This window comes from Prevotella sp. C0209C1 (assembly GCF_056583855.1).
Map to the genome: position 1 here is coordinate 1 of NZ_JBWPJP010000011.1, position 24,796 is coordinate 24,796.

Consider the following 24,796-nt stretch of genomic DNA (forward strand, 5'->3'; position numbering starts at 1 on the left):
TATATTCTCTAATATATATATATTATCTTCATAGAAATTAATAAAAAAAGTATTGAATAATTATTTATAGTAAATTAAGAGCTTTTTATTTAATAAAAAGGGCTGAATTTATCCATATATAAAATGGTATTCAGCCCTTTTCTTTTTAGTTATTTATTGCATTATCTATTTGTAAGAATCTATATTTGTTTACATTATCAAATTATGAAAAGCTTTCGTATATAGATGTTTTTTTTTATAATCTTACAAAGTCTTTATTCGATTAAATATTATTCTTTTATATCTTAAAGCTCTATATATATATATAAATAATTATATTCTATACCCGACACCTAAATTTAAATAAATAGGGTATAGGTTAAAACTAATTGTTTTAAAATCTTTTTTAAATATATTAGAGAAAGTCCATGTAAAGTCTGCATTAACCCAGATGCGTTTAGCTGCTTTCCACGATCCACCTAACTGTGCTCCACAGTGGAATTTGCTAAGGTTATTGCTAAAGTTATAATCAGCTTTACTATCATTTTCAAATTCTATTTTAACTCCTATTGGTGTGCTTTCACGTAAATAGCCATCTGAGACGTAACCATCAAATTTACCATATAATCTAATAGACCCAAATATTCCTGCACGTATCTTCCAACTATCTGATATACTATAATTTGCCAATACTGGTATAGTAAGCATAGTCTCGTTATAATTTGTTTTTACGAATCCTGTATAATAACCGCTTATACTTCCTTTCCCCTGAACAATGTCAGTATGATAATTCTTCACAGTTGCTCCAGTTCTCATACCTTTTTTCTCAAGCTTTATACCGATGGAACCTCCCCATTTCTTAGATGTTCCAAACCATCGTGTAATAGTCCCTTCTATAGAGGCATTAAGCTGTGGGCTATAGTCTTCTATTTTTCTAATCTCTTGAGGCATAGGTAAAGGAGCTGCTCCACCTATATTAACACCTAATTTTAAATCTATTTCTAAATTATTGTTTGTAACAGTTTGGGCTTTTAAAGAAATTGCATTAATTGTTGCAATTAATATAATTATAAACGATCTATATAGCATAATACTATTTTTGTTAATTTATTATTTACTCTGAAAACAATTGTAATTCATCTACATATAAAGTGCTGCCTACTGCACCTTGGAAAGTAGCACCATCACGACTCGATGACATTATAATAGCCAGACTATACTTACCGTGAGCTAACTTGTCTTTGTCTACTACCTTTCCTTCTTCAGCCTTAAATGGAATAGTAAATTTCACCCATTCACTGCTTTCTTTTCTCTTTTTTAATTCTGCTTTCAGAATAATATTACTGCTTGTCAAAGAATTGGTACCGTCTAAATAAGGAGTTTTTTCTGTTCTTTCAAAGAAGACAGCATATATAGCAAAATCATCTTTCTTATTTGGTACAGATTTGTTTTTTTTATCTGTATAAACATCGCCAGCTTTATATTTATAATACCCTACAAGCATTTTTGGCATTTTGTAAAAGATTTCTCCAAAGTGAGTAGCAAGAGCACCCTTAAGCATCTGATTTTCATCAAAAGTACCCATAAATAAGTTTCCTGCGGCAATAGGCATACCAAAACCTGCACCAAAAGGACCTGTACTTATTGTCTGTAGCTTCACACATTTACCTTTAAAGCCGTTAGGATCTTGTACTGTAGGGTAGTGATTAGGATCTTTATCGTTATTCAGCAATAAAGCTAACTTTGCTCCAGCATTGCCACTTCCCCATGTCATACGTTGCCCTGCATCATTCTGCTCATATAGTATATGAAAAAGATTTACCTCATTTCCTGAAGTGTTTTTTGCTTTTTCCCAATCTAAGTTTTCAAAATGATAATTTGTAGCAATATCGTTAGTTATAAATGCTACTTTATACTCTTTTTTCCACTGTTTATCTTGTGAAGTAACAGTATAGCATTGATCCGTAGAAAAATCGCGAACGGTACCACTAACAGGTTCTATCGTTGCCCCATGGGTAAGTGTAAAGGTAGGTGCTATGCTTTTAACATCATTCCAACCATTAATATAAATCTGCACTTTATCATTTGTTATTATTGGCTGACGTAATATATCTACATTTTTCACCTGCACTGAGATAATATCCGCTTCGGCATTTAAAGCCTCATCACTAATACATGAATCTAATAAAGAAACTCCTAAAAACAAAGTTATAGATACCTTTATGGTATTCTTGCTCATCATCTTTTTTATCATTTTAGAAAATATAAATTCATTGCAAAAATACTAAAAAAGAATTAAATATAATGCTTTTTATCAATATTTTTACAATATATAGTATGTTGCTTAATATGAAAGAATGAAAAAGTTAGGGTTAAGCTACTTTTAGAATAATATTTAAATAAGTATCATTATCATGGCATAGAGTAAAGGATATTATTATTATAACAATGTTTGTACTTGTAATAATATTATGTTAGTTTTGATAAACGATTAAATTAAAGTACCTTTGCAAATAGTTTTAATGATAAAAATCAGATATATTGTACAATATATAAAGAGATATATTAGCTTACTATCATGGGTTATTTAACAACAGATAAAAAAAAGATAACAGTAAAAACCATCCTTGCAATGAAGGGTTCTGGTGAGAAAATATCGCAGCTTACAGCCTACGATTATACGACAGCTTGCATATTAGATGAGGCTGGAGTAGATAGTCTTTTAGTAGGTGATTCTGCATCTAATGTGATGTCTGGTAATATGTTTACTTTACCTATCACCATAGAGGAAATTATTTACCATGCTCGTGCAGTAGCTAAGGGTAGTAAGCATAGTTTAGTAGTATGTGATATGCCATTTGGTAGCTATCAGATTAGCAAGGAGGAAGGTGTACGAAATGCTATTCGTATAATGAAAGAAACTGGTGTAGATGCTTTAAAGCTGGAAGGTGGTGTTGAGATTATAGATACTGTGAAAGGTATTATAGCCGCAGGTATTCCTGTAGAAGGGCATTTAGGGTTAACTCCTCAGAGCGTAAATAAATTTGGCGGATATGCTTTAAGAGCAAAAGAAGAGGCTGAAGCAGAAAAGTTAATATTAGATGCTAAATGTCTTGATGACGCAGGTGTTTTTGCTATAACTTTAGAAAAGGTGCCAGCTGTTTTAGCAGCAAGGGTTACCAAAGAGGTTAAAGCAGCTACAATAGGTATAGGAGCAGGCAATGCAACAGATGGTCAGGTGCTTGTTTATGCAGATGCTTTGGGTATGTCGGATAAGTTTAAACCTAAATTTTTGCGTCATTTTGCTAATATGAAACAGTGTATGATAGATGGCGTACATGAATATATTAAATGTGTAAAAGACTCTTCTTTTCCTTCAGAGGCAGAGTCTTATTGAAAGAAATGTGCATTGTAGCTTTATTTTTATAGCTATGTTATTATAATTAATAAAAAACAAGATAGTTAGAATAATGGATACTCAAAATACTCTTATGCATATTAGGTTATGGAATAGGCATTTTTGGAGATTAGCTTTGTCTAATTTTTTTTTAGCGATATCTGCTTATATGCTTATACCATCATTGGCTCGATATTTTTCCAGTAAAGGTTATAACAATAATAGCATCGGGTGGGTAATGTTATGTTTTGCTTTAGGAGTTTTTGTGTTAGGTGGCTTTTCTGGTTACCTGATTCAGCGTTTTCGTCGTAATGTTGTATGTATTGTATCTATTTTATTAATGACAGTATGTACAGGAGCTCTTTATTACTTTGAAATACTAAAGAAAGATGCAATAAGCTATAATACATTGTTATTATTACGTTTAGTGCAAGGAGCTTTTTATGGATTGGCTCAAATGGTGTTATTGGGTACATTAGTGATAGATACGGTAGAGGCTTCTCATCGAACAGAGGCAAATTATAGCGTAACGTGGTTTGGTCGTTTAGCTTTGTCTGTTGGTCCTTTAGTTGCATTAATGTTATATAGGCAATTAGATTCTGGTAGTGCTTTCTTAGGCTCTTGTATTAGTGGGTTAATAGCGATGTTGTTGGTTTTATCTGTAAAATTTCCTTTTCGTGCTCCAGAAGAAACTATCCATATATTTTCTTTAGATAGGTTTTTGTTAATACAAGGTGGCTGGCTGTCGGTTACTTTAGTTTGCAGTGCCATGTTAGTAGGTATGGTGTTGTCTGTCTCGCAAACGCCTTTATTTTTTATCTTATTAATGATAGGTTTTTTGTTGGCAGTGTTAGCAGAACGCTTTGCTTTTGCAAATGCAGATCTCAGAAGCGAAGGCGTTACAGGATTATTATTAATAGGTATGGCTATGTTGCTAATGCTTACTCGTACACAGCATGTGGTAGATCTCATTGCTCCAGCTTTTATAGGTTTAGGTATTGGGCTGATAGGAAGCAGATTTTTATTGTTTTTTATTAAGCTTTCTAAGCATTGTCAGCGTGGAACAAGTCAAACAACTTATCTTTTATCTTGGGAGCTTGGTTTAGGGTTAGGCTTGTTCTTTGGTTATAATTTGTTAGATATGCAAAAAGAAATGATATTAGAAATAGGCATAGGCATAACAATTATAATATTATTGTTATATAGGTTTTATGTACATTCTTGGTATGTTCATCATAAAAATAGATAAGAAAAGTCTTTAGGTAAATATATTTACCTAAAGGCTACAATTATAAATAAAATTTCCTTTAAATATTTGTTCTACATTCTTAGGCTTTTTATCAAATATACCAAATATAGTACTTCCACTTCCAGACATTTGTGCATAAAGCGCCCCTTCTTCATAGAGCCTCTTTTTAATATCTTTTAGTTCTGTATATTTGGTAAAGAGAGGTTCTTCAAAGTCGTTTTTCAATTCTTCTTTCCAAGTACTTATAGGTTGTGAAATAATGTCTTTGCAACATTTTTTTGGTTGTTGCGGTTTTATGTTTGAATATGCTTCAGCTGTAGATATAGCAATGTCGGGTTTTATGAGTGTAAGGTAACATCCTTTCAAAGCGTTAATTTCTGTTTTTATAGGGGTTAATTCGTTTCCTATTCCTGTAGCAAAGGCAGCTTTAGCATTTATAAAGAAAGCGCAATCAGCACCTAATTTAGCAGCTAATTGCTGCATTTCGTCATTGCTTATTTTTAGCTGAAAGTGTTCGTTTAGCATTTTTATCATATAGGCAGCATCTGCCGAGCCTCCGCCTAATCCTGCTTGTGAGGGTATTTGTTTATAAAGATGAGCATGTATACGTGGCAAGTAGAAGTGTTTTGCCAACAGATTATAGGCTTTAACTACAAGGTTATTTTTATCTTCACAATTATTTAGATATGTCCCTGTTACCTTAATATCACAATTTAGCATAGAAGGGAAATCTTCGTGCATTTTATTTATTTCTATAACATCGTGTAAGGGAACTGGATAAAATATAGTTTCAATGTTATGGTATCCATCTTTTCGCTTGTTTACAATGTTTAAGCCGAGATTTATTTTACAACAAGGATATGCTATCATTACTTTTTTGTGATTTTTTAAATAGGTTGTTTTATATTAAATCATTTTTTTTATTTCCCAAAAGGAATAATCTGTTTCGTGCAAAGGTAAGAAAACTTATATGAGGAATATGAGTTTTTTCATAGTTTTTTTGTAATTTTGTTGCTTATATGGCAGATAAGAAAATAACCAAAAATATAAAAAAGCATCAGGCTGCACCTATAGATAACTCTTATGGGCATTTGCAACCACAAGCAATAGAGATAGAGCGTGTTGTGATAGGAGCACTGTTAATAGACAAAGATGCTTTTACTGTAGTATCAGAAATAATTCGTCCAGAAACCTTTTATGACCCTCGTCATCAGAAGATGTATGCAGCTATACAGCAGTTAAATTATGATGAGCGTCCTGTTGATATTGTTACCGTACAAGAAGAGTTGCGCCGTCTTGGTACATTAGACGAAGTTGGGGGTATAGATTACCTGGTAGATATTAGTTCTAAGGTGGCTTCTTCTGCTCATATAGAGTATCATGCACGTATTTTAGCTCAGAAGTTTTTAGCTCGTCAGTTGATAAAATTTGCATCAATGATAGAAACAGATGCTTTCGACGAAACTGTAGATGTTGATAATCTGATGCAAAAGGCGGAAAGAGAGCTTTTTGAGCTTTCACAGAAAAACATGGCACAAGATTTCGTACAGATAGATCCAGTTATAGAGGAGGCGCATAAGATATTGATGCGTGCTTCTGAAAATAAGGGGGGGCTTACTGGTGTGCCTACAGGATATACTAAATTAGATGAAATAACGTCAGGGTGGCAGCAGTCTGATCTTATTATTATAGCGGGTCGTCCTGCCATGGGTAAGACTTCTTTTGCTTTAAGTATAGCTAAGAATATAGCAGTGGATCATAGGCTTCCTGTAGCCTTTTTCTCGTTAGAGATGAATAAGGTTCAGTTAGTAGATCGTTTAATGTCAAATGTTTGTTCCATTCCCGGTAGTAAAATATTAAGTGGGCAGTTAGATGATTCAGAGTGGAAACGTTTTGATGATAAGATACGTTACTTACAAGGAGCCCCTATCTATATGGACGATACCCCAGGATTATCTATCTTTGAATTGAGAACAAAAGCACGTCGTTTAGTGCGAGAGCACGACATAAAAGTAATCATGATAGATTATTTACAGCTTATGAATGCTAATGGCGCACGTTTTGGTAGTAGGCAAGAAGAGGTTTCTACCATCAGTCGTTCTTTAAAAGGTTTAGCAAAGGAGCTAAATATCCCTATTTTAGCATTGTCTCAGTTAAATCGTTCTACAGAACAGCGTGAAGGATTAGAGGGTAAACGCCCACAGTTATCTGACTTACGTGAGTCTGGTGCTATTGAGCAAGATGCCGATATGGTGTTATTTGTACATCGTCCTGAATATTATCATATATATGCGGACGAGAAAGGACAAGACCTTCATGGCATGGCTCAAATTATTATTGCTAAGCATCGTAAAGGTGCAACAGGAGATGTTTTATTAAGTTTCCGTGGAGAATTTACTCGCTTTGCTAATCCTGAAGATAATGATTATTCTTTGCCTTTACCAACAGATGCTTTAGAAGGAGAAATTATAAGTAGCAGAATGAACAATGACCCTTCTAATGCTTTTACCCCTATTGATGGTGAGGTACCTTATTAAGACTTAGTAAAAAATGGCTATCTGTTTTATAATAAATTACTTTTATAGAAAGTAAAAGCCGTCTTTTGTTGAGGGAAAGATTATCTTTCTAAAAGAAAAATAAATTATTTTTATTGCATTTTTAATCTATTTTTTACATAAAAATAGATTAAAAATGTCTCATAGAGATTTCTTTTTTATTGTAAAATACGCTTATTTTTAGAATAAATACAGAACGTTTTTACTAAAAATCTAATGTTATTTTACTGCAATGATATGTTTATTTTGGTAATTATATCATTTTTATTATATTTATAAAAATCACTTTTTAAGAAAAATCTTTGTTTAAATAGTTTTTTTTCTTAACTTTACAACGTAACATTAATTATAACTGTTTTATGATGGATTATTTTGTACAAAACATTTGGCTGATATGGTCGCTTGTTTGCTTACTTTGCCTAATTTTAGAGCTTACTTCAGGCGACTTCTTTTTAATGTGTTTTGCTATAGCCGGTTTACTTACAGCTATATTATCTTGTTTCATAGATAGTATTGTTTTTCAGATAATTATCTTTGCGGTATGTTCTGTTTTGAGCATTATCTTTGTGCGCCCTATTATATTAAAATATTTTCATCATAATGAGAAGGTACGGCTAAGTAATGCTGATGCGCTTATTGGTCGTAAGGGGCTTATTACAGAGCCTATAAAAGCAGGAGGAGGTTTTGGTAGAGTACAGATAGATGGCGACTATTGGAAGGCATATAGCATAAGTCCTACAACAATAGAGGTAGGAGAGCAGGTGAAAATAGTAGCTCGCGATTCTATTATTGTTACTGTTGAGCGTTGTTGATAATATTCAGAAAGAAAAAATTATTCATTAAAACTTTATTTAATATGGACATTACAATTTATATCCTTATTGCTATAATATTATTAGCAATAATCATAGTAAAGAAATCGTTAGTTATTATCTCGCAAAGCGAAACAAAGATAATAGAACGTTTAGGTAAATATCATGCAACTCTGCAGCCTGGTATAAATGTTATTATTCCGTTTATGGATCATGCTAAGGAAATCATTGCGCTACGTTCTGGTAGATATGCATATACTAATTCTATAGACTTAAGAGAGCAAGTTTACGATTTTGCTCGTCAAAATGTAATAACAAAGGATAATATCCAGATGCAGATAAATGCTTTGCTTTATTTTCAGATAGTAGATCCTTTTAAGGCTGTATACGAAATTAACAATCTTCCTAACGCTATAGAGAAACTTACACAAACTACTTTGCGTAATATAATAGGTGAGATGGAACTTGATCAAACTCTTACCTCGCGTGATACTATTAACACTAAGCTACGTTCAGTTTTAGATGATGCTACAAATAAGTGGGGAATAAAGGTTAATCGTGTAGAGTTACAAGACATTACTCCCCCAGAAAGTGTTCTTCAGGCAATGGAGAAACAGATGCAAGCAGAGCGTAATAAGCGTGCTACAATACTTACGAGTGAAGGAGAAAAGCAAGCAGCTATTTTGCAATCAGAAGGAGAAAAAACTTCTATGATAAATCGTGCAGAAGCTAATAAACAGCAACAGATACTAATAGCAGATGGACAAGCTGAGGCTCGCATTCGTAAAGCAGAAGCAGAAGCTATAGCCATACAAAAAATAACAGATGCAGTAGGGCAGAGTACTAATCCTGCTAATTATCTTATAGCACAAAAATATATCCAGATGCTTAGCGATTTAGCTAAGAATAACAATCAGAAGACTGTTTATCTGCCATTTGAAGCATCTAATTTGATGGGGTCTATAGGCGGAATTAAGGATATGTTTAAAGAAAAATAAAAGGTATATAATATATAAATGAATAGAAAATCTTTAAAGATATGTATTTTTTGTGGTGCACGCCCCAATTTTATGAAGGTAGCACCTATTATAAAAGCAATAAGTAAGCAAGAGTGTATAACATACACTCTTGTCTATGCTGGAGGAAAAGATGATCCTACAATAGAGGATAAGCTTTTTGAGGATTTGCAGATAATGCCCCCAACAGAGTATCTTGGTGCAGATAGTGCAAATCTTAATGAGCTAACAGGTCAGGTAATGTCTATGTTTGAATTGTATCTTCAGACACATCCGACCGATGTTGTTATAGTAGTAGATGATCTTGCTTCTACTATGGCTGCAGCTATAGTAACAAAAAAGCAAGCTCTTACCTTAGTACATATTGCAGCAGGTACTCGTTCTTTTGACATTACAATGCCTAAAGAAATTAATCGTTTAGTAATAGATGGATTATCAGATATTCTTTTTACGGCAGGTGTTAGCAATAATAGTATAGCAAATAAAGAGGGGGCAGAGCTATCAAAGGTATATATGGTAGGTAATATTTTGATAGACAATATTCGTAATAATAGAAAATTAATGACAAATATAAATTTGTCCTCAATAAAAGAGCTTGCAAATATAGATATTAAGCAAGGTAAGTATTTGTTATTTACTATAAACCGTAAAAAGCTCCTTAATGAAGAAGCAGAACTCTATAGGCTACTTAAATCTTTAATAGAAAGTTCTCAAAGTGTGCCTATTATAGCACCCTTACGCCCTTCAGCTACAGCCATAGTAAAGGAAATAGCTTTAAAAAATAATATCGATATAAGTAATTTTCATATCATACCTCCTTTAGGATTTTTAGAATTTAGTTATATAAGTGCGCATGCTATGGGTGTAGTAACCGATTCTGGCAATGTAGCAGAAGAAGCAACATTTAATGGTGTTCCTTGTATAACTTTAAATAGCTATACCGAACATATAGAAACTGTTACAGTAGGTTCTAATGTGTTGGTAGGTGAAAATCCTGATACTCTTTCTATAATGGTAAAGAAAATAGTAAATGGAAAATGGAAAAAGTCAGGCATACCAGACCGTTGGGACGGTAGGTCAGCTGAGCGCATTGTACAAATACTTTTAGAGTTGTGATAACTCTAAAAGTATTTGCGCATTATAAGATATATTTTAGGATAACACATTATGCATCATAGCGTTGATAATTATACTTATTTGACAAAAGGACCACTACATAAAGTAATTATAACCATGGCATTACCCACTATGGTATCTATGCTTGTAACAGGATTTTATAATATTGTAGATACTTATTTTGTGGGACAATTAAGTACACAAGATACTGCTGCCGTAGGAATAGTTTTTTCTTTAATGTTCCTTATTCAGGCTGTAGGTTTTTTCTTTGGACACGGATCGGGTAATTATATTTCACGCGAATTAGGAGCACAACATCAAGAAAAAGCATGTGTAATGGCATCTACCGGCTTTTTCTATTCTTTTTGTTTCGGCATACTTATAACCTTATTTGGAGAATTGCTGCGTATTCCTTTAGCTCATTTTTTAGGTAGTACACCTACTACTCTGCCTTATATCTTAAATTTTATGACCATAATACTTATTGGTGCTCCTTTTGTAACATCTTCACTTACATTAAATAATCAGATGCGTTTACAGGGAAATGCTACATATGCTATGTATGGCATTATAACAGGTGTCGTTGTTACTATAGTATTAGATCCTTTTTTTATATTTACTTTAGGAATGGGGATTAGAGGTGCAGCAATAGCTACTGTTATAGGTCAGATAACATCATGGGGGATTCTTCTTTTTATGACACATAGTGGTGAGAATATAGGCATTCAGCTTAATAATATAAAAATATCATATAAAGCTATGAAAGAAATATTTCTTGGTGGTAGTCCTTCTCTTATGCGTCAAGGATTAGCAAGCATAGCTACCATGATGCTTAATGTTGCTGCCAGTCATTATGGCGACTCTGCTATTGCAGCAATAAGCATTGTAACACGTATCTGTATGCTTATCTTTGCAGCTGTGATAGGTTGGGGACAAGGATTCCAACCTGTTTGTGGATTTTGTTATGGTGCAAAACTTTATCGCAGACTTACAGATGCCTTCAAATTTACTGTAGTTATAGGTACTTCTTTTCTGATTATTTTCTCTGTTATAGGATTGTTCTTTAGTAGTTCGTTAATAGGAATATTTAGAGATGATCCTAAAGTGATTAAAATAGGTGTAGTTGCTTTACGTTGTCAGATGATAGTTCTTCCTTTAAACGCATTTATATTAGTTAGCAATATGATGGCACAAACTTGTCGCAAACCATGGCGTGCCAACACACTTGCAGCAGCAAGGCAAGGATTATTTTTTATTCCATTAATAATAATATTACCACAAATATGTGGGTTAAGTGGAGTAGAAATGTGCCAAAGCGTAAGTGATTTTTTAGCATTTATACTTACTATACCTATTATAATATATACTTTTAGAGAGCTTAGATATGAAGATATAGCTTTAACAAAGCGGCAGTGATATCTTATATAAAAGTATATAAAAGATAATGTAAATATAATAAAAAATATAAATAAAGAATTATGATTAAAAAGATTTTTAAAGTAAAAGGCATGAAATGCCAGCATTGTAAGACAAATATAGAAACGGCTGTAAAAAAAATAGAAGATGTAAGTAATGCAGAGGTAGATCTTGAAAAAGGCAGTTTAACAATAGAATATGATGAGAGTGTAATAGTTTCTAATAAACAGATAAAAGAAGCTGTAGAGGGGGTAGGTAGGTTTGAAATAATCTTATAAAAGTATTTAAAAGAAAGCATCAATATGAAACAGACTTTACCTATAGTGGGAATGGCATGTTCGGCTTGCTCTGCAAATATAGAGCGGACACTTTCTTCATTAAAAGGAGTATCTTCGGCAAAAGTATCTTTGATTGGACGTTCGGTTCTAATTGACTTTAATCCTGATATTATTTCTTTAGAAACAATGAAAAAAGAAATAAATAATCTGGGATATGATCTTATCATAGATAAAGATACTTCTACTGAAAAAACAGAAAAAATATATTATACCCGTCTTAAACGTAAAACAGTTCTTTCATGGATATTTTCTATATTTATAATGGCAATATGCATGGGGTGGATATCTATAGGAAATAGACTGATGAATAATCAGCTTGCTATGATAATAGCTTTACTAAATATTTACTATTGTGGTAGACAGTTTTATATCACAGCTTGGCGACAAATAAAGCATCGTTCTGCTTGTATGGATACCCTTGTTACAATATCTACTTCTGTAGCTTTTATTTTTAGTACGTTTAACGTGTTTTGGGGCAATGAAGTCTGGGGGAAAAATAATATAGAATGGCATACATACTTCGACTCTTCTGTAATGATAATTACATTTGTTCTTACAGGCAGATTAATAGAAGAATGGGCAAAAGATAACACAGCATCATCTATTCGAGAGTTAATGAAGATGTCTCCTAAAAAAGCACATGTAGTTAATGGTAATAAAATAGCAGAAGTGCCAATATCTGCTATTGAGGTTGGAGATATAATAGAGGTTTGTCCAGGAGAAAAAGTTCCTGTAGATGGAGAGGTTATATGGGCAGAAAGTTTTATGAATCCTACAGCTTCTTACATTGACGAGAGCATGATAACAGGAGAGCCTACACCTGTAGAAAAGGAAAAAGGAGCAAAGGTTCTTGCAGGCACTATACCCACACAAGGTAAGTTTCGTATGCGAGCACAGCAGATAGGAGAATATACTGCGTTGGCACAGATTATTAATATGGTGCTACAAGCACAAGCATCTAAAGCACCCATAGAACGTCTTGTAGACAAAGTAGCATCTGTTTTTGTTCCAGCAATAGTAAGCATATCATTTATAACATTTTTATTATGGTGGTTTATAGGTGGTAATGCAGTATTGCCACAAGCTATTTTATCTGCAGTATCAGTGCTTATAATAGCTTGTCCTTGCGCAATGGGTTTAGCAACTCCTACTGCTTTAATGGTAGGAATGGGTAAAGCTGCTGAACATAAAATACTTATTAAAGATGCTACTGCTATGGAACAGCTATGTAAGGTTAATGCCCTTGTAATAGATAAAACAGGTACACTTACTATACCAAACCTAAATATAGATTTTACTAAATCGGATAATCTTTCTATTAAAGAGCGTGAAAGTTTAAAGCCAAATGCTCTTAAGGCTATAAAGCTACTGCAAGAGCGTAACATAAAGGTATATATGATAAGTGGAGATACTGCAGAAGCTACACAGTATTGGGCTGATAGGGTAGGAATAAAAAATTACTTTAGTAGAGTGCTGCCACAAGACAAAGGCAACTTGGTAAGCAAATTACAAGCAGAAGGTAATATAGTAGCAATGGTAGGCGATGGTATTAATGACACTCAAGCATTGGCTCTTTCTGATGTAGGTATAGCTATAAGTAGAGGCACTGATGTTGCTATGGATATAGCTCAGGTAACATTAATGGGAGACGACTTGCTATCTATCCCTGAAGCTATTCTTTTAAGCAAAAAAACGGTAAGAATGATTCGGCAAAATCTCTTTTGGGCTTTTCTTTATAATATTATTTGTATTCCTCTTGCAGCAGGGGTTATGTATGCTTTAAATATAAAAATGCAGATTAACCCTTCTTTAGCAAGTCTAATGATGGCATTATCCAGTGTAAGTGTAATACTTAATAGTTTACGTTTACGACTAATAAAATAACTTACTAAATAAATTTAGTTTTTAAGATCGTTTTAGCCATTAGAAAGATAAGTTGAACCCGAAGCGAATACCATTTTTGTTAATGCCATTCCTTCCTGTATAGGTTAGGCGACGAACATAATTTATTTGCAAACACTTAAATATATTATAAACTCCTACAACTAATTCCATGTAAGGGGTATTAGTCATGGTATATGTCTCTTCAGGAAATTTATAGAGGATAGGATCATTAATATTATTAGATGAGAGCGGATTATTTTTATGTGTAAGATCTCCCCACATACTTTTAAAAGCTATATATTCTCGCCACTTTAGTTTTTTAATAAGTGGAATGCGGTTGAATATTTTTCCTTGAATGCGCCATGCAATAGAAATCATAGCATAACGGTCATTTAAGAATTCCATGTTATTCATCATAGAGAAAGTTTGTGCATTCTCGAAATATGATGTATTTATAGGCGGCATAATTAATAGAGGGAAAGGTACTTTGTTCCATTGAGCACCAGCTATAAGTTTCGAGTCTATATTTCCCCAACTACCCAGCCATATACGCTTGTAAGCGGTTATTTCTGTTAAGTTAGAAGAAAAGTTACTACCTAAAAAACCTTTACATCCCAAAGTATGTTTTAATGTGATTTGTAAAGCATCACGATTAACCTCAAAACGGTGTTGTTTAGTATTAATATAATTCTGACCAGGACGATAGCTAAAAGATAAAGTAAATTCTGTACGTCTAATTTTATCAATTATAGAGCCATTCATATGCTGGAATACTAATGTCCCTGTAGGAGTATTACTTTCAGTGCAAGCCTCTATATGTGTTTTTAGTCCATAATCAGTCTCCCATTGAAAATTTATTTTTTGGCGATTGAAAAAGTACATTTTTTCAACCTTGACAGGACGAAAAGTCATAAAGAAATTATCTTTATTATGAATAATAAATTTATCAGAAGGAGATTCAATATCGTTATTTGTTTCTAAAGTAAGTGTTCGAACAGGAAACTCTATAGGCAAATACTCTGGTTTATTAAAAGAGTATATAATTTTAGCATCATAATAATGTTTATTAATTTTTGTACCATAAGCATAATAACCTTCAAAGAACCAGTGAGGATTAAAGTTTGCCGTGGTATGTGCAGAAGCACGTAAGCGATAACCATCTACAAAATTTTTAGAGATGATAGTGTTAATAGGTCCTATATCAATCTTTGAAGGATGTTTTTGTGAACCTGTTTCTATAAAGTTTTCTATTAGTATTTTTGCAGCAAGTATAATCCAATTAAAACCTTTAGCTTTTGTAATATTGTCTACAAAATTATTAATATTTGCTTCTCCTTTTGATAGCTTTATCTTGCGATGTTCGTCCCAATATTTTTTACTACGCTTTTTAGCATTATATTCATATATTATATTAGTCTTTCCTCTAAAAGATTCCTCAGATATTGAGTCAAAACTATAATCATATAATTTTGTAGTACGAATGGCAATGGCGCGTTCTAATAGTTTCGTTAAACGCAATTCTGCTATAAGATTATCATTGGTCATTACCCATTCGTTATTAGGTAGTTTGTTAAATTCTTGCTCAAACCTCATTGATTGTATAAAGTTTACACCAGTGTTTGCGGGTAATTGCATTACACATTTACGAACATGTAATGTGCTATCAGCCAAGACATACAGCTCTCCTCTAAACCCAAAATCTAACTGATTCGCAGGCATAAATTGTAAACGTATACATTTATCTTGGTCAACATAAGTAGTATCATCTATATAAAAATGATAAAAAGATATAGCTGTACTACCTATAGGGGAAGGAAATCGTTTTTGTAGTAACTCTATCTTATCATCATAAATATCTATATCTTTTAGAAATTCTTTTGCCATAATATTAAAAGTGCTACCTGTTTGTAATAGTTTAGACATACCCCGTGTATCTTCTGCTTCGATAATATCCTTCTCTGTTTTAGGACTTTTTCTATATAGATGTTTTATAAGTGTTTCATCTACTGATAGAGGAAGTATTAATTGATTATTATATGGACATACTTCTACTTGTTTTATTAAGAATGGATGCTTTTTAAACATATCAGTCTCTATCTCTTCAGGAGTAATATTATTTATGCCCATTGTTAGCTTCTGGTATTTTTTGTATTGGTAATAGTCATGGTTGTTTAGGTTTGTATGTTTTTTGGCAGCAATAACACGTCGCATAAGTTCTACTGCAGGATTATTTTTTCTACTGTATTTATGTATTTTTTTTCCTTTGACAATAATACCTTCCAATCTTTTTGCTTCACTAATCAATTTGATAGTTAATTCACCTTCTATACTTGAGGTAATCTTTATGCGACGCGGTTTATAGCCAATCTTTGTAACTATTAGGTTTTTTCCAACTTCTTTTTTTATTATAAAAAAGCCTAATGAGTCGCTATAAGCTCTTAATTGTGTGTTAGGATATATTGCATTAGCAAAACTTATATTTTCACCAGTTTGAGCATCTATAACATGACAACGCAAATCTTGCCCTTTACAAGTTATAGTAAAGAACAAAAATACGACTAATATTAATGAATTTTTAAATACTTCTTTCATCTATACGTTACAACTATTTTTCAAAAAATATTTTTGAGAATTACAAATTTATATAAAAAATCCGTATTATAAGATTTTTGAATAAAAACAAAAAAATATATCTCATAAAATTAAATCTATAGTTATAGTCTTATATTTGAAAAAAGTATGCAAATGAAGCCTATAAAATATTATTGCTATTATCTTTTATACGAATAAAATAATTCTTATTCTGGAAAAGGTAGAAAGAAGCTGTACCATAAGGAAAATAGATAAGAAGCCACTTATTATATTTATGAAACAATGTAAAACGATATAATAAGGATTTTAAGTATGAAATGGTAATAGTTGTGTTATCTTCTCTTTCAAAGTAGAGAAGATAACACGTTCTTATTTAAGTTTGAATGAATTTTCAATTGCAGCCAATTCTGCTGTAAAGCTTTTGTCAATTTGTAAGCGATCTTCTATCTTAGTACAACTATGTATAACTGTGCTATGATCTCTACCTCCTACAAGCTTTCCTATGCGACAAGCAGGCATCTTCGTGTATTTCTGCGCCATATACATTGTTACTTGCCTAGCTATCACTATATCTTTTTTGCGTGACCTTGAGTTTACTGCAGCTTGAGTAACATTAAAATGCTCGCAAACCTTTTCTAAAATATCATCTATAGTCAAAGGCTCATTATCTATTTTGACAGCTCTTTTTATAACTCTTTCTGCTAAATTCATATCCACTGCACTATTATAAACAACGCTATAAGCTAATAAAGAGTTAATAACACCTTGCAAATCACGGACACTACCATTAGCTGTTTGAGCAATGAATTGAATTACATCTTCAGGAATAATTAAGCCATCACGTTTTATTTTATTATGTAGAATATCTACACATAGCTGGATATTAGGTTTCTCAAGCTCTGTAATTAGCCCAGCCTTAAATCGTGTCAATAAGCGATCATTCATACCTCTTAAATCTACAGGAGGGCGATCTGAAGCTAAAATTATTCGTTTCCCATTCCTAGAAAGATGATTAAATATATGAAAGAAAGTATCTTGTGTCTTAGTAGCAGTCATCCATTCTTGAATATCATCTACAAGTAAAATATCAATAGTCTGATAAAAATGGATAAAATCATTAGTAGTATTAGTTCGAACAGAATTCGTATACTGTACTTGGAATAATCGCGCAGAAACATATAAAACTCGTTTCTGAGGATAAAGCTTTTTAATCTTTAATCCTATAGCATTTATTAAATGAGTCTTACCGCAACCAGAAGGACCATAAACAAAAAGAGGATTAAACTGATTTTTGTTAGGATGTTCAGCAATAGCTAAGCCTATAGTTAGAGGCATTTTATTGCTATCTCCCTCTACGTAATTATTAAAAGATTTATGAGAATCAAGTTGAGAATCAATATCAGGTAATACGCTATCTATAATAGTAGGCGATTGATTCCCTCTATCTGTAGTTCTTTTTGAATCTATTTGCTCAACACCTTCTGTTTGGAGCTCTTGTGTTAGGTGATGATCTTTATCAGTAATAACACTATAAGTAAGCATTACTCGCTCTCCAAAGACACGAGTAAGAACCTTTTTTAGAAGGTCAATGAAGTGCTCTTCCAAATATTCATATACAAACATACTAGGAACAAGCAATAATAAACATTTGGTAGCTGGCTGATATGATTTAAATACCAAGGGCTTAAACCAAGTGTTATATTGTTGTTCAGATACATTCTCTGATATAAGACAGAGACATTGTTCCCAAAGTGATTTTGGACTTACACTCATTAGTTATTCGCTATTTATCTAAATTCTTCTTATATAGTGAAAGGATAAAACTTTACTATAATAAGATATTGCAAAGATAACGAAAAAAAAACAAAGGAAAAACTATTTATAAAATTACTCGTATCAATTATTATAGTAACTTGCTATATTTACGAGTATTAGCTATTTTAAGAAACTATGAAGAAGTCTTCCACTTTATATATATCTAAATATCTGAAAAACAATATATTTTTTAGTTATTATACATTGTCTATATATATGGTGAAACATTTTATCAAAATTCTCTGAAGTACTTGATATACAAATATAATACGCATACTTTGATAGATATGAAACAACTGTGTTGTTATTTAGACTGTTTTTAAATATGTAAAACTTAAAAAGTATTATTAATTATACATAATAAACAAATAGTAGACTATGAAAATCTTGTCTACCATTTGTTATTTTCAAAAATATATTGTGTGTGTCCGTCTTTAGCAGTTTTATTATATTTGCTCAAAAGAATAATATTTGTACTAAATGAAACAAAAATATTCTGGTTAAGCTGCACTTATGTGGACTCTTATAAAAAACTTACTATATAATTATAAATATAAAATTATACGTAAAAATATTTTATTTATCCTATTATTCCACGTAAACGATCTTCGAAAGCTGATAGGGCGGCCTTAGCACCTTCTCCCATTGCTATGATAATTTGTTTGTAAGGTACATTAGTAACATCTCCTGCGGCATAAACTCCAGGTATAGATGTACGACAATATTCATCTACCTTAATTTCATGTTTGGGTGTAAGTGGCAATTCTCCTTTAAAAGGGTCAGAGTTGGCAGCAAGTCCTATTTGAACAAATACTCCATCGAATGGATATTCTTTCTCTTTATCAGTAATACGATCTTTTACTCTTAAAGCCGTTAGCTTTGTATCGTTACCTATAACATTAGTAGTTTGCGAATTAGTGTAAATATCTATATTTTGCATTTTATGTGCTTTTTCCTGTAATACGTTATCAGCTCTAAGGGTTTCACCAAATTCGAAAACTGTTACATGTTTGCATATACCAGCAAGGTCAATGGCAGCTTCTAAACCCGAGTTACCTCCACCTATAACAGCTACATTCTTTCCTTTATAGAAAGGTCCATCGCAATGTTGGCAAAAGTGTACGCCATGTCCAATATATTTAGCTTCACCCTCAACTCCTAACTTACGCCAAGCAGCACCAGTTGCAATAATTACTACAGGAGCTTTGAAAACTTCGCCACCTTTTACAACTATTTGTTTTTGTATATCTTTTAGATTAATACTTGTAAGTTTACGATGCTCAAATATATCAACATCATAAGTTGTAAGATGTGTTTTTAAGTCGTTAGCAAGTTTAATTCCGTTTGTTTCAGGTACAGAAATTAAGTTCTGTATACTGGTAGTATCATTTACTTGTCCACCAATACGTTCAGCTACTACTGCCACTTTTAATCCTTTGCGAGCTGTATATATTGCTGCTGAAGCTCCTGCAGGACCACCACCAATAACAATTGTATCATATATTCTCTCTATAGGTTTTATATTTTCATCATCTTGAGTACCAACTTTATCCTCAAGCTCTTCAAGTAATATTCCGAGATCTCCTCTACCTATATGAAGAGTTTCATCATTTATATATACTGCAGGTACCCCCTGTATATTATAATCCGTAATTTCTTGTTGAAATAAGCCACCATCTATCATTTCATGTGAGATATTAGGATTAATTAGACTCATAAGGTTTAGAGCTTGTACTACTTCAGGGCAATTAGTACAGGTTAAAGAAACATAAGTCTTGATTTTTAATTTTCCTTTTAAAGACTTTATTCTACGTTGTATTGTTTCATCTGGGAAGTTTTTACCTTGTCCATCTGTGTTTAATATAGCTAGGAGTAAAGAGGTAAATTCATGCCCATTAGGAATTCCACGAAAAGTAATTCCTGTGGCTTTATCATTTTTATATAGTGTAAAATGAAGTTTAGCTCCAGTTTGTTCAATATATTCAACAGATAGCTTTTCGGAAGTAGAAGCAATGTCATTTAAGAAATCGTTTAATTCTTGTTTTTTAACATCGTTAGCATCTGTTGTAACTTTAAATGTAATTTTTGATTTTAAGGAAGCAAAAATATCTTTTACTTGTTCTATTATATTTTTATCTAACATTTTTTCTTTTAAGTATATATTGTTTAATTGGTTTGTTTATAAAATAAGAAAAGAGTCTTATACAAACATTTTAATTGGTTGTAAAAATGCTTTGCATAAGACCCCCACCTATTTATATAATATATTTGTATTGGAAAATATTATTATATTTTACCTACTAAATCAATGCTTGGTTTTAATGTTTCAGAGCCTTCGTTCCATTTAGCTGGGCAAACTTCACCAGGATGAGAAGCTACAAATTGTGCAGCTTTAATCTTACGAACTAACTCGTCAGCATTACGTCCTACACTGTTATCTTGTATTTCCATTAGTTTAACAAGGCCTTCTGGATCTACGACAAAAGTTCCACGGTAAGCTACGCCTTCATCTTCTTTAAACACACCAAAACCTTTTGCTAATACTGCCAATGGATCAGCAAGCATAGTGTATTTAATTTGTTTAATACTATCAGAGGTGTCAAACCAAGCTTTATGTACGAAATGTGTGTCGCAACTTACAGAAAATACTTCTACTCCCATTTTCTGAAGTTCCTCATATTTATGTGAAAGATCGACTAATTCTGTTGGACAAACAAAAGTAAAATCGGCAGGATAAAAGAAAAATACAGCCCATTTACCTTTTACATCTTCATTAGAAACTGTTTTAAATTCACCATTTTGAAAAGCCTGAACCTTAAATTCTGGCATTTGTGTGTTAATAATTGTTTGCATATCTATATTCGTTTTATTATGATTTTAATTTTCTTATTGCAAAGGTATGTATATTATAACACACAAGCAACAGAAAATATTTATGATGTGATAGATTAAATCTATAATAGTTACTAACTTGTTAATATTCAGTATTATATATAGAACTAATTAATTTGTTTTTTTATTTTGATATATTATGAATTAAAATAGGTAACTTTGTATGAAGAAATATAAAGGAGGATTTAGCTAATGACACTACAACAATTAGAATATGTAATGGCTGTGTACCGCCATAAACATTTTGCGCGGGCTGCTGAACATTGTAAGGTAACACAACCAACACTTAGCTCTATGATACAAAAGTTAGAAGAAGAACTTAGTGTGAAGATTTTTGATAGACGTAGACAACCTATTTTACCTACACCGATAGGATTGATTATTATAGAGCATGCGTGGAGCGTGTTGGTACGTGTGAAACGTTTAAAGGAGAAAGTAGAAGAAGAAAAGTTATCTTTAAATGGTACTTTTTATCTTGCTGTTTTGCCTACCATAGCACCATACCTTATTCCACGCTTTCTCCCACAATTAATGAATGATTATCCTAATATGGATATTCGTGTAACTGAATTGAAAACAGATGATATGCGACAAGCTATAACTCATGGTGATATTGATGCTGGAATCTTAGCTAATATAGAAGGGTTAGGTGATTTTGAAACAGCGCATCTTTATAATGAAAAATTCTATGTATATGTTTCTAAAAATGATGAATTATTTGATAAAAAAGCTATACGTACGGTAGATTTAAAAGGTGAATACCTTTGGTTATTAGATGAAGGGCATTGTTTTAGAGATCAGTTGATGAAATTCTGTGCATTAAAATCGGCTGCTAATAGTAAAAGAGCATATAATTTAGGGAGTATTGAGACTTTTATGCGTATTGTAGAAAGTGGGAAAGGAGTTACATTTATTCCCGAATTGGCTATTTCACAACTTACAGAAGAACAAAGTAAATTAGTCCGTCCTTTTGCTCATCCTATACCTTCACGTGAGATAATTATGATGACAGGTAAAAGTTTTGTACGTAATACATTACTTCAGTTTCTTATATCTACTATTCAAAATGCATTGCCACAAGAAATGATAATATCACATAATATAAAAAAGAATAATGTAGTGAAGATATAAAACACTAAAGGTTAGTTTCGTAACTATAGTATAAGGTAAATATAATATCTCTATCTTGAAAGCTTTGTTTTATGGTAAATTAATTTGATTATAGTTAAGGTGAATTTATATAACTATAGTAAACATAAAATAGAAATCTTATAAATATCTGAGTAAAGCATATTTTTATTATTTTATTATATATTTCTTAATAAAGTTCTCGCCTAATTTCACACCTTCATTATATAATGTTTCGAGTTTTATAGTATTCTTTTCTATTCGTCCTACTTCAACTGGTTTTTGAGGACGAATAACAATAATTTTGCCAGAATCTTCTAATTGTTCCACTAACTCTAATTGTTCATTATAGACTTTTATTCGCTGACTTAATGCTTCACGTAAGTGTGGATAATTTCTATATATAAAATTTGGAATTTTTATATCGTGACCAGTAGCTCGCCATCCTTTATTGCGTGTACATATAACAACATTTGTGTCATGCCCTTTACTGATAGAGCGTTTAATAGGGATAGAGTCTATAATACCACCATCTAACATAGGAACACCATCTACATAAATTATTTTACTTACAAATGGCAAACTTGATGAAGCTTGTGCCAATTTGTTAAGGCGTTTTATATTTCCATCTGTTTCAGTTAAGTATTCTGCTTTACCAGATATGCAGTTTGTTGTAACAAATTCAAATGAAAATCCATGATTGATATTGTAAAAATATTCAGTATAGTCGAAAGGTATAAGCTCGAAAGGAAATTTCTCATATAATAATTTTGTATCAAAAATACAACCTTGAGTTATCAAATGGCGTAATCCTATGTAATTGTATTTTGTTAGCAACTCAATGTTTGATATCCTTGAACGACATGGTTGCCTGCTAATATATGAAACTCCGTTACAAGCACCTGCTGATACAGCTACAACATAGTGAAACCAAAGATCATGCATCATAAATGCATCTAAAACTCCAGATGTAAAAACACCTCTCATTCCACCACCCTCAAGGACGAGTCCTGTATTATTATTTATTTGCATAAAGTTTATAAAAATCTAATAGCAAAGTTACATAATTAAAATGAAATTACTTATCTTTGCAGCATAATCAATATTCCATAAAGTTAATATATGTTTAGCAAAGATACTTATATAAATAGACGTAATGAGCTAAAAAAGCTTGTTAAGAGTGGTATCATTATCTTATTCGGGAATAATGAATCGCCTGTAAATTTTCCTGCTAATGGATATTATCCATTTCGTCAAGATTCTTCGTTTCTATATTATTTTGGACAGAAAAGAGAAGGATTAGTAGGTGTTATTGATATTGACAATAATAAGGAATTGTTAATAGGTAATGATATAGAAATAGAAGATATAGTTTGGTTTGGTAGTGTTAATTCTGTAAAGGATATGGCAGAAGCCGTTGGTGTCGCTTCTACAGCATCGATGAAAGAGTTGGATTCTATTTGTCGTGATGCCGTACGTTTACATCGTAAGATACATTTCTTACCTCCTTATCGAGCAGATATTAAGATTCAAATTTTTGATCTTTTGGGTATCCATCCTACTAAGCAAAAAGAATCTTCAAGTTTAGATCTTATAAAGGCTGTTGTAAAAATGCGTTCTGTAAAAAGTAATGAAGAGATAGCAGAATTGGAACGTGCCGCTATTATAGGATATAATATGCATACTACAGCAATGCGTCTTACAAAGGCTGGTCTTACGGAAAAGTTTGTTGCAGGTCATGTAGATGGTGTAGCTAATTCTTTAGGTTCGATGGTATCATTTCCTACTATTTTTACACAACATGGAGAGATTATGCATGGTAATCCATCAATGAATGTTTTAGAAGATGGTAGGCTTGTTTTATGCGACTGTGGTGGTGAAACTATGGAACATTATTGTTCAGATAACACTCGAACATTTCCTGTTAATGGAAAGTTTACACAAAGACAATTAGATATTTATAAAATAGTAGAGGAGTGTCATGATTCTGTATTAAACATAGCTAAGCCAGGTGTAAAATATAAAGATGTTCACTTTGCTGTATGCCATATCATCTTTGATAGAATGAAAGAATTAGGCTTAGCAAAAGGTAATACCGATGAAGCTGTTGCTGCTGGTGCCCATGCCTTATTTTTACCTCACGGGTTGGGACATATGATGGGTATGGATGTTCATGATATGGAAGCTCTTGACCAAATAAATGTAGGCTTTGATGAAGAAACAAGACCAAATTTAGAACAATTTGGAACTAATGCTTTACGCATGGGCCGTCGTTTAGAAGAAGGATTTGTAGTAACCGATGAGCCTGGTATTTATTTTATTCCAGACCTTATAGATAATTGGAAAATAAATAAGCATTGTGCAGATTTTCTGAATTTTGATAAAATAAGTATGTATAAAGATTTTGGAGGGATTAGAATAGAAGATGATATTTTAATAACTCAAACAGGTTGTCGATTTATAGGTAAAAACATAATACCTTATAAGCCTAAAGATATAGAGGAATATATGGCTTCTAATAAGGAGTAAACTCATTATATACAAAAAGAAAGAGGAAAGAATATCATTTTAATATAAAATTATCAATTAATTAAAAATAGGAATAAT

The 24,796-nt window shown here is 32.1% G+C and carries 19 protein-coding genes; 11 read left to right on the plus strand and 8 right to left on the minus strand.

What is annotated here, in order from left to right; all coding sequences use genetic code 11:
* Window positions 1–312: 312 nt before the first annotated feature.
* Both AC1DCD_RS04370 and AC1DCD_RS04375 read right to left on the minus strand, forming a co-directional pair.
* The gene (locus AC1DCD_RS04370) at window positions 313–1,068 is read right to left on the minus strand and encodes a porin family protein (protein WP_464640464.1); all 756 of its coding nucleotides are present in this window, start codon (window positions 1,066–1,068) and stop codon (window positions 313–315) included.
* A gap of 25 nt (window positions 1,069–1,093) precedes the next feature.
* Entirely contained in the window at window positions 1,094–2,233 is a 1,140-nt protein-coding gene (locus AC1DCD_RS04375; protein WP_464640462.1) for a PCMD domain-containing protein, read from the minus strand.
* Window positions 2,234–2,557: 324 nt separating this feature from the next.
* On the opposite strand from AC1DCD_RS04375, the gene panB reads away from it, so the two are divergent.
* Window positions 2,558–3,376: a 3-methyl-2-oxobutanoate hydroxymethyltransferase gene (gene panB / locus AC1DCD_RS04380; protein ID WP_464640460.1), complete on the plus strand. Its 819-nt coding sequence runs from the start codon at window positions 2,558–2,560 to the stop codon at window positions 3,374–3,376.
* Window positions 3,377–3,449: 73 nt separating this feature from the next.
* Complete coding sequence (locus AC1DCD_RS04385; RefSeq protein WP_036856644.1) at window positions 3,450–4,625, plus strand: MFS transporter; 1,176 nt, start codon at window positions 3,450–3,452, stop codon at window positions 4,623–4,625.
* A 27-nt stretch (window positions 4,626–4,652) separates the two neighbouring features.
* Here AC1DCD_RS04385 and ispE read toward each other — a convergent pair whose 3' ends face one another.
* On the minus strand, window positions 4,653–5,495 hold the full coding sequence (gene ispE / locus AC1DCD_RS04390) for a 4-(cytidine 5'-diphospho)-2-C-methyl-D-erythritol kinase (protein ID WP_464640458.1): 843 nt from the start codon (window positions 5,493–5,495) through the stop codon (window positions 4,653–4,655).
* A 149-nt stretch (window positions 5,496–5,644) separates the two neighbouring features.
* Here ispE and dnaB point away from each other — a divergent pair, with 149 nt between their 5' ends.
* From dnaB to AC1DCD_RS04425, 7 genes are all read left to right on the plus strand, one after another.
* Window positions 5,645–7,162, plus strand: a complete 1,518-nt coding sequence (dnaB, locus tag AC1DCD_RS04395; RefSeq protein WP_019036626.1) for a replicative DNA helicase — start codon at window positions 5,645–5,647, stop codon at window positions 7,160–7,162.
* Window positions 7,163–7,539: 377 nt separating this feature from the next.
* A complete protein-coding gene (locus tag AC1DCD_RS04400; protein ID WP_464640456.1) occupies window positions 7,540–7,992 on the plus strand; it encodes an NfeD family protein in 453 nt (150 codons plus the stop codon).
* A gap of 44 nt (window positions 7,993–8,036) precedes the next feature.
* A complete protein-coding gene (locus AC1DCD_RS04405; RefSeq protein ID WP_008449913.1) occupies window positions 8,037–8,990 on the plus strand; it encodes an SPFH domain-containing protein in 954 nt (317 codons plus the stop codon).
* A gap of 18 nt (window positions 8,991–9,008) precedes the next feature.
* Window positions 9,009–10,124: a UDP-N-acetyl glucosamine 2-epimerase gene (locus AC1DCD_RS04410; protein WP_464640454.1), complete on the plus strand. Its 1,116-nt coding sequence runs from the start codon at window positions 9,009–9,011 to the stop codon at window positions 10,122–10,124.
* Window positions 10,125–10,175: 51 nt separating this feature from the next.
* A complete protein-coding gene (locus AC1DCD_RS04415) occupies window positions 10,176–11,540 on the plus strand; it encodes an MATE family efflux transporter (RefSeq protein ID WP_464640452.1) in 1,365 nt (454 codons plus the stop codon).
* Window positions 11,541–11,602: 62 nt separating this feature from the next.
* Complete coding sequence (locus tag AC1DCD_RS04420) at window positions 11,603–11,818, plus strand: cation transporter (protein ID WP_353585656.1); 216 nt, start codon at window positions 11,603–11,605, stop codon at window positions 11,816–11,818.
* 24 nt (window positions 11,819–11,842) lie between these two features.
* Window positions 11,843–13,762 (plus strand): heavy metal translocating P-type ATPase, encoded by a 1,920-nt coding sequence (locus AC1DCD_RS04425; protein WP_464640450.1) that lies wholly within the window; start codon window positions 11,843–11,845, stop codon window positions 13,760–13,762.
* 39 nt (window positions 13,763–13,801) lie between these two features.
* Here AC1DCD_RS04425 and AC1DCD_RS04430 read toward each other — a convergent pair whose 3' ends face one another.
* The 4 genes from AC1DCD_RS04430 to ahpC all read right to left on the minus strand — a co-directional run bounded on the left by AC1DCD_RS04430 (window position 13,802) and on the right by ahpC (window position 21,022).
* Window positions 13,802–16,354: a DUF5686 family protein gene (locus AC1DCD_RS04430; protein WP_464640448.1), complete on the minus strand. Its 2,553-nt coding sequence runs from the start codon at window positions 16,352–16,354 to the stop codon at window positions 13,802–13,804.
* A 369-nt stretch (window positions 16,355–16,723) separates the two neighbouring features.
* Window positions 16,724–18,127: a chromosomal replication initiator protein DnaA gene (gene dnaA, locus AC1DCD_RS04435; RefSeq protein WP_464640446.1), complete on the minus strand. Its 1,404-nt coding sequence runs from the start codon at window positions 18,125–18,127 to the stop codon at window positions 16,724–16,726.
* A 622-nt stretch (window positions 18,128–18,749) separates the two neighbouring features.
* Window positions 18,750–20,312 (minus strand): alkyl hydroperoxide reductase subunit F, encoded by a 1,563-nt coding sequence (ahpF, locus tag AC1DCD_RS04440; protein ID WP_008449936.1) that lies wholly within the window; start codon window positions 20,310–20,312, stop codon window positions 18,750–18,752.
* Between the two features lie 143 nt (window positions 20,313–20,455).
* On the minus strand, window positions 20,456–21,022 hold the full coding sequence (gene ahpC, locus AC1DCD_RS04445) for an alkyl hydroperoxide reductase subunit C (RefSeq protein WP_008449895.1): 567 nt from the start codon (window positions 21,020–21,022) through the stop codon (window positions 20,456–20,458).
* A gap of 231 nt (window positions 21,023–21,253) precedes the next feature.
* Here ahpC and AC1DCD_RS04450 point away from each other — a divergent pair, with 231 nt between their 5' ends.
* Window positions 21,254–22,192 (plus strand): hydrogen peroxide-inducible genes activator, encoded by a 939-nt coding sequence (locus tag AC1DCD_RS04450; protein ID WP_353585660.1) that lies wholly within the window; start codon window positions 21,254–21,256, stop codon window positions 22,190–22,192.
* Between the two features lie 168 nt (window positions 22,193–22,360).
* Here the strand turns inward: AC1DCD_RS04450 and AC1DCD_RS04455 are convergent, their stop codons facing one another.
* Window positions 22,361–23,221, minus strand: a complete 861-nt coding sequence (locus AC1DCD_RS04455; protein WP_008449918.1) for a patatin-like phospholipase family protein — start codon at window positions 23,219–23,221, stop codon at window positions 22,361–22,363.
* 90 nt (window positions 23,222–23,311) lie between these two features.
* On the opposite strand from AC1DCD_RS04455, the gene AC1DCD_RS04460 reads away from it, so the two are divergent.
* The gene (locus AC1DCD_RS04460) at window positions 23,312–24,718 is read left to right on the plus strand and encodes an aminopeptidase P family protein (protein WP_019036202.1); all 1,407 of its coding nucleotides are present in this window, start codon (window positions 23,312–23,314) and stop codon (window positions 24,716–24,718) included.
* Window positions 24,719–24,796 lie beyond the last annotated feature (78 nt).

Coding starts and splice junctions, on each gene's coding strand:
- AC1DCD_RS04375 (WP_464640462.1), bottom strand. CDS start 2,233: ATGATAAAAAAGATGATGAGCAAGAATACCATAAAGGTATCTATAACT.
- AC1DCD_RS04425 (WP_464640450.1), top strand. CDS start 11,843: ATGAAACAGACTTTACCTATAGTGGGAATGGCATGTTCGGCTTGCTCT.
- AC1DCD_RS04405 (WP_008449913.1), top strand. CDS start 8,037: ATGGACATTACAATTTATATCCTTATTGCTATAATATTATTAGCAATA.
- AC1DCD_RS04450 (WP_353585660.1), top strand. CDS start 21,254: ATGACACTACAACAATTAGAATATGTAATGGCTGTGTACCGCCATAAA.
- dnaB (WP_019036626.1), top strand. CDS start 5,645: ATGGCAGATAAGAAAATAACCAAAAATATAAAAAAGCATCAGGCTGCA.
- AC1DCD_RS04415 (WP_464640452.1), top strand. CDS start 10,176: ATGCATCATAGCGTTGATAATTATACTTATTTGACAAAAGGACCACTA.
- panB (WP_464640460.1), top strand. CDS start 2,558: ATGGGTTATTTAACAACAGATAAAAAAAAGATAACAGTAAAAACCATC.
- ahpC (WP_008449895.1), bottom strand. CDS start 21,022: ATGCAAACAATTATTAACACACAAATGCCAGAATTTAAGGTTCAGGCT.
- AC1DCD_RS04400 (WP_464640456.1), top strand. CDS start 7,540: ATGATGGATTATTTTGTACAAAACATTTGGCTGATATGGTCGCTTGTT.
- AC1DCD_RS04370 (WP_464640464.1), bottom strand. CDS start 1,068: ATGCTATATAGATCGTTTATAATTATATTAATTGCAACAATTAATGCA.
- AC1DCD_RS04460 (WP_019036202.1), top strand. CDS start 23,312: ATGTTTAGCAAAGATACTTATATAAATAGACGTAATGAGCTAAAAAAG.
- AC1DCD_RS04410 (WP_464640454.1), top strand. CDS start 9,009: ATGAATAGAAAATCTTTAAAGATATGTATTTTTTGTGGTGCACGCCCC.
- ahpF (WP_008449936.1), bottom strand. CDS start 20,312: ATGTTAGATAAAAATATAATAGAACAAGTAAAAGATATTTTTGCTTCC.
- ispE (WP_464640458.1), bottom strand. CDS start 5,495: ATGATAGCATATCCTTGTTGTAAAATAAATCTCGGCTTAAACATTGTA.
- AC1DCD_RS04455 (WP_008449918.1), bottom strand. CDS start 23,221: ATGCAAATAAATAATAATACAGGACTCGTCCTTGAGGGTGGTGGAATG.
- AC1DCD_RS04430 (WP_464640448.1), bottom strand. CDS start 16,354: ATGAAAGAAGTATTTAAAAATTCATTAATATTAGTCGTATTTTTGTTC.
- dnaA (WP_464640446.1), bottom strand. CDS start 18,127: ATGAGTGTAAGTCCAAAATCACTTTGGGAACAATGTCTCTGTCTTATA.
- AC1DCD_RS04420 (WP_353585656.1), top strand. CDS start 11,603: ATGATTAAAAAGATTTTTAAAGTAAAAGGCATGAAATGCCAGCATTGT.
- AC1DCD_RS04385 (WP_036856644.1), top strand. CDS start 3,450: ATGGATACTCAAAATACTCTTATGCATATTAGGTTATGGAATAGGCAT.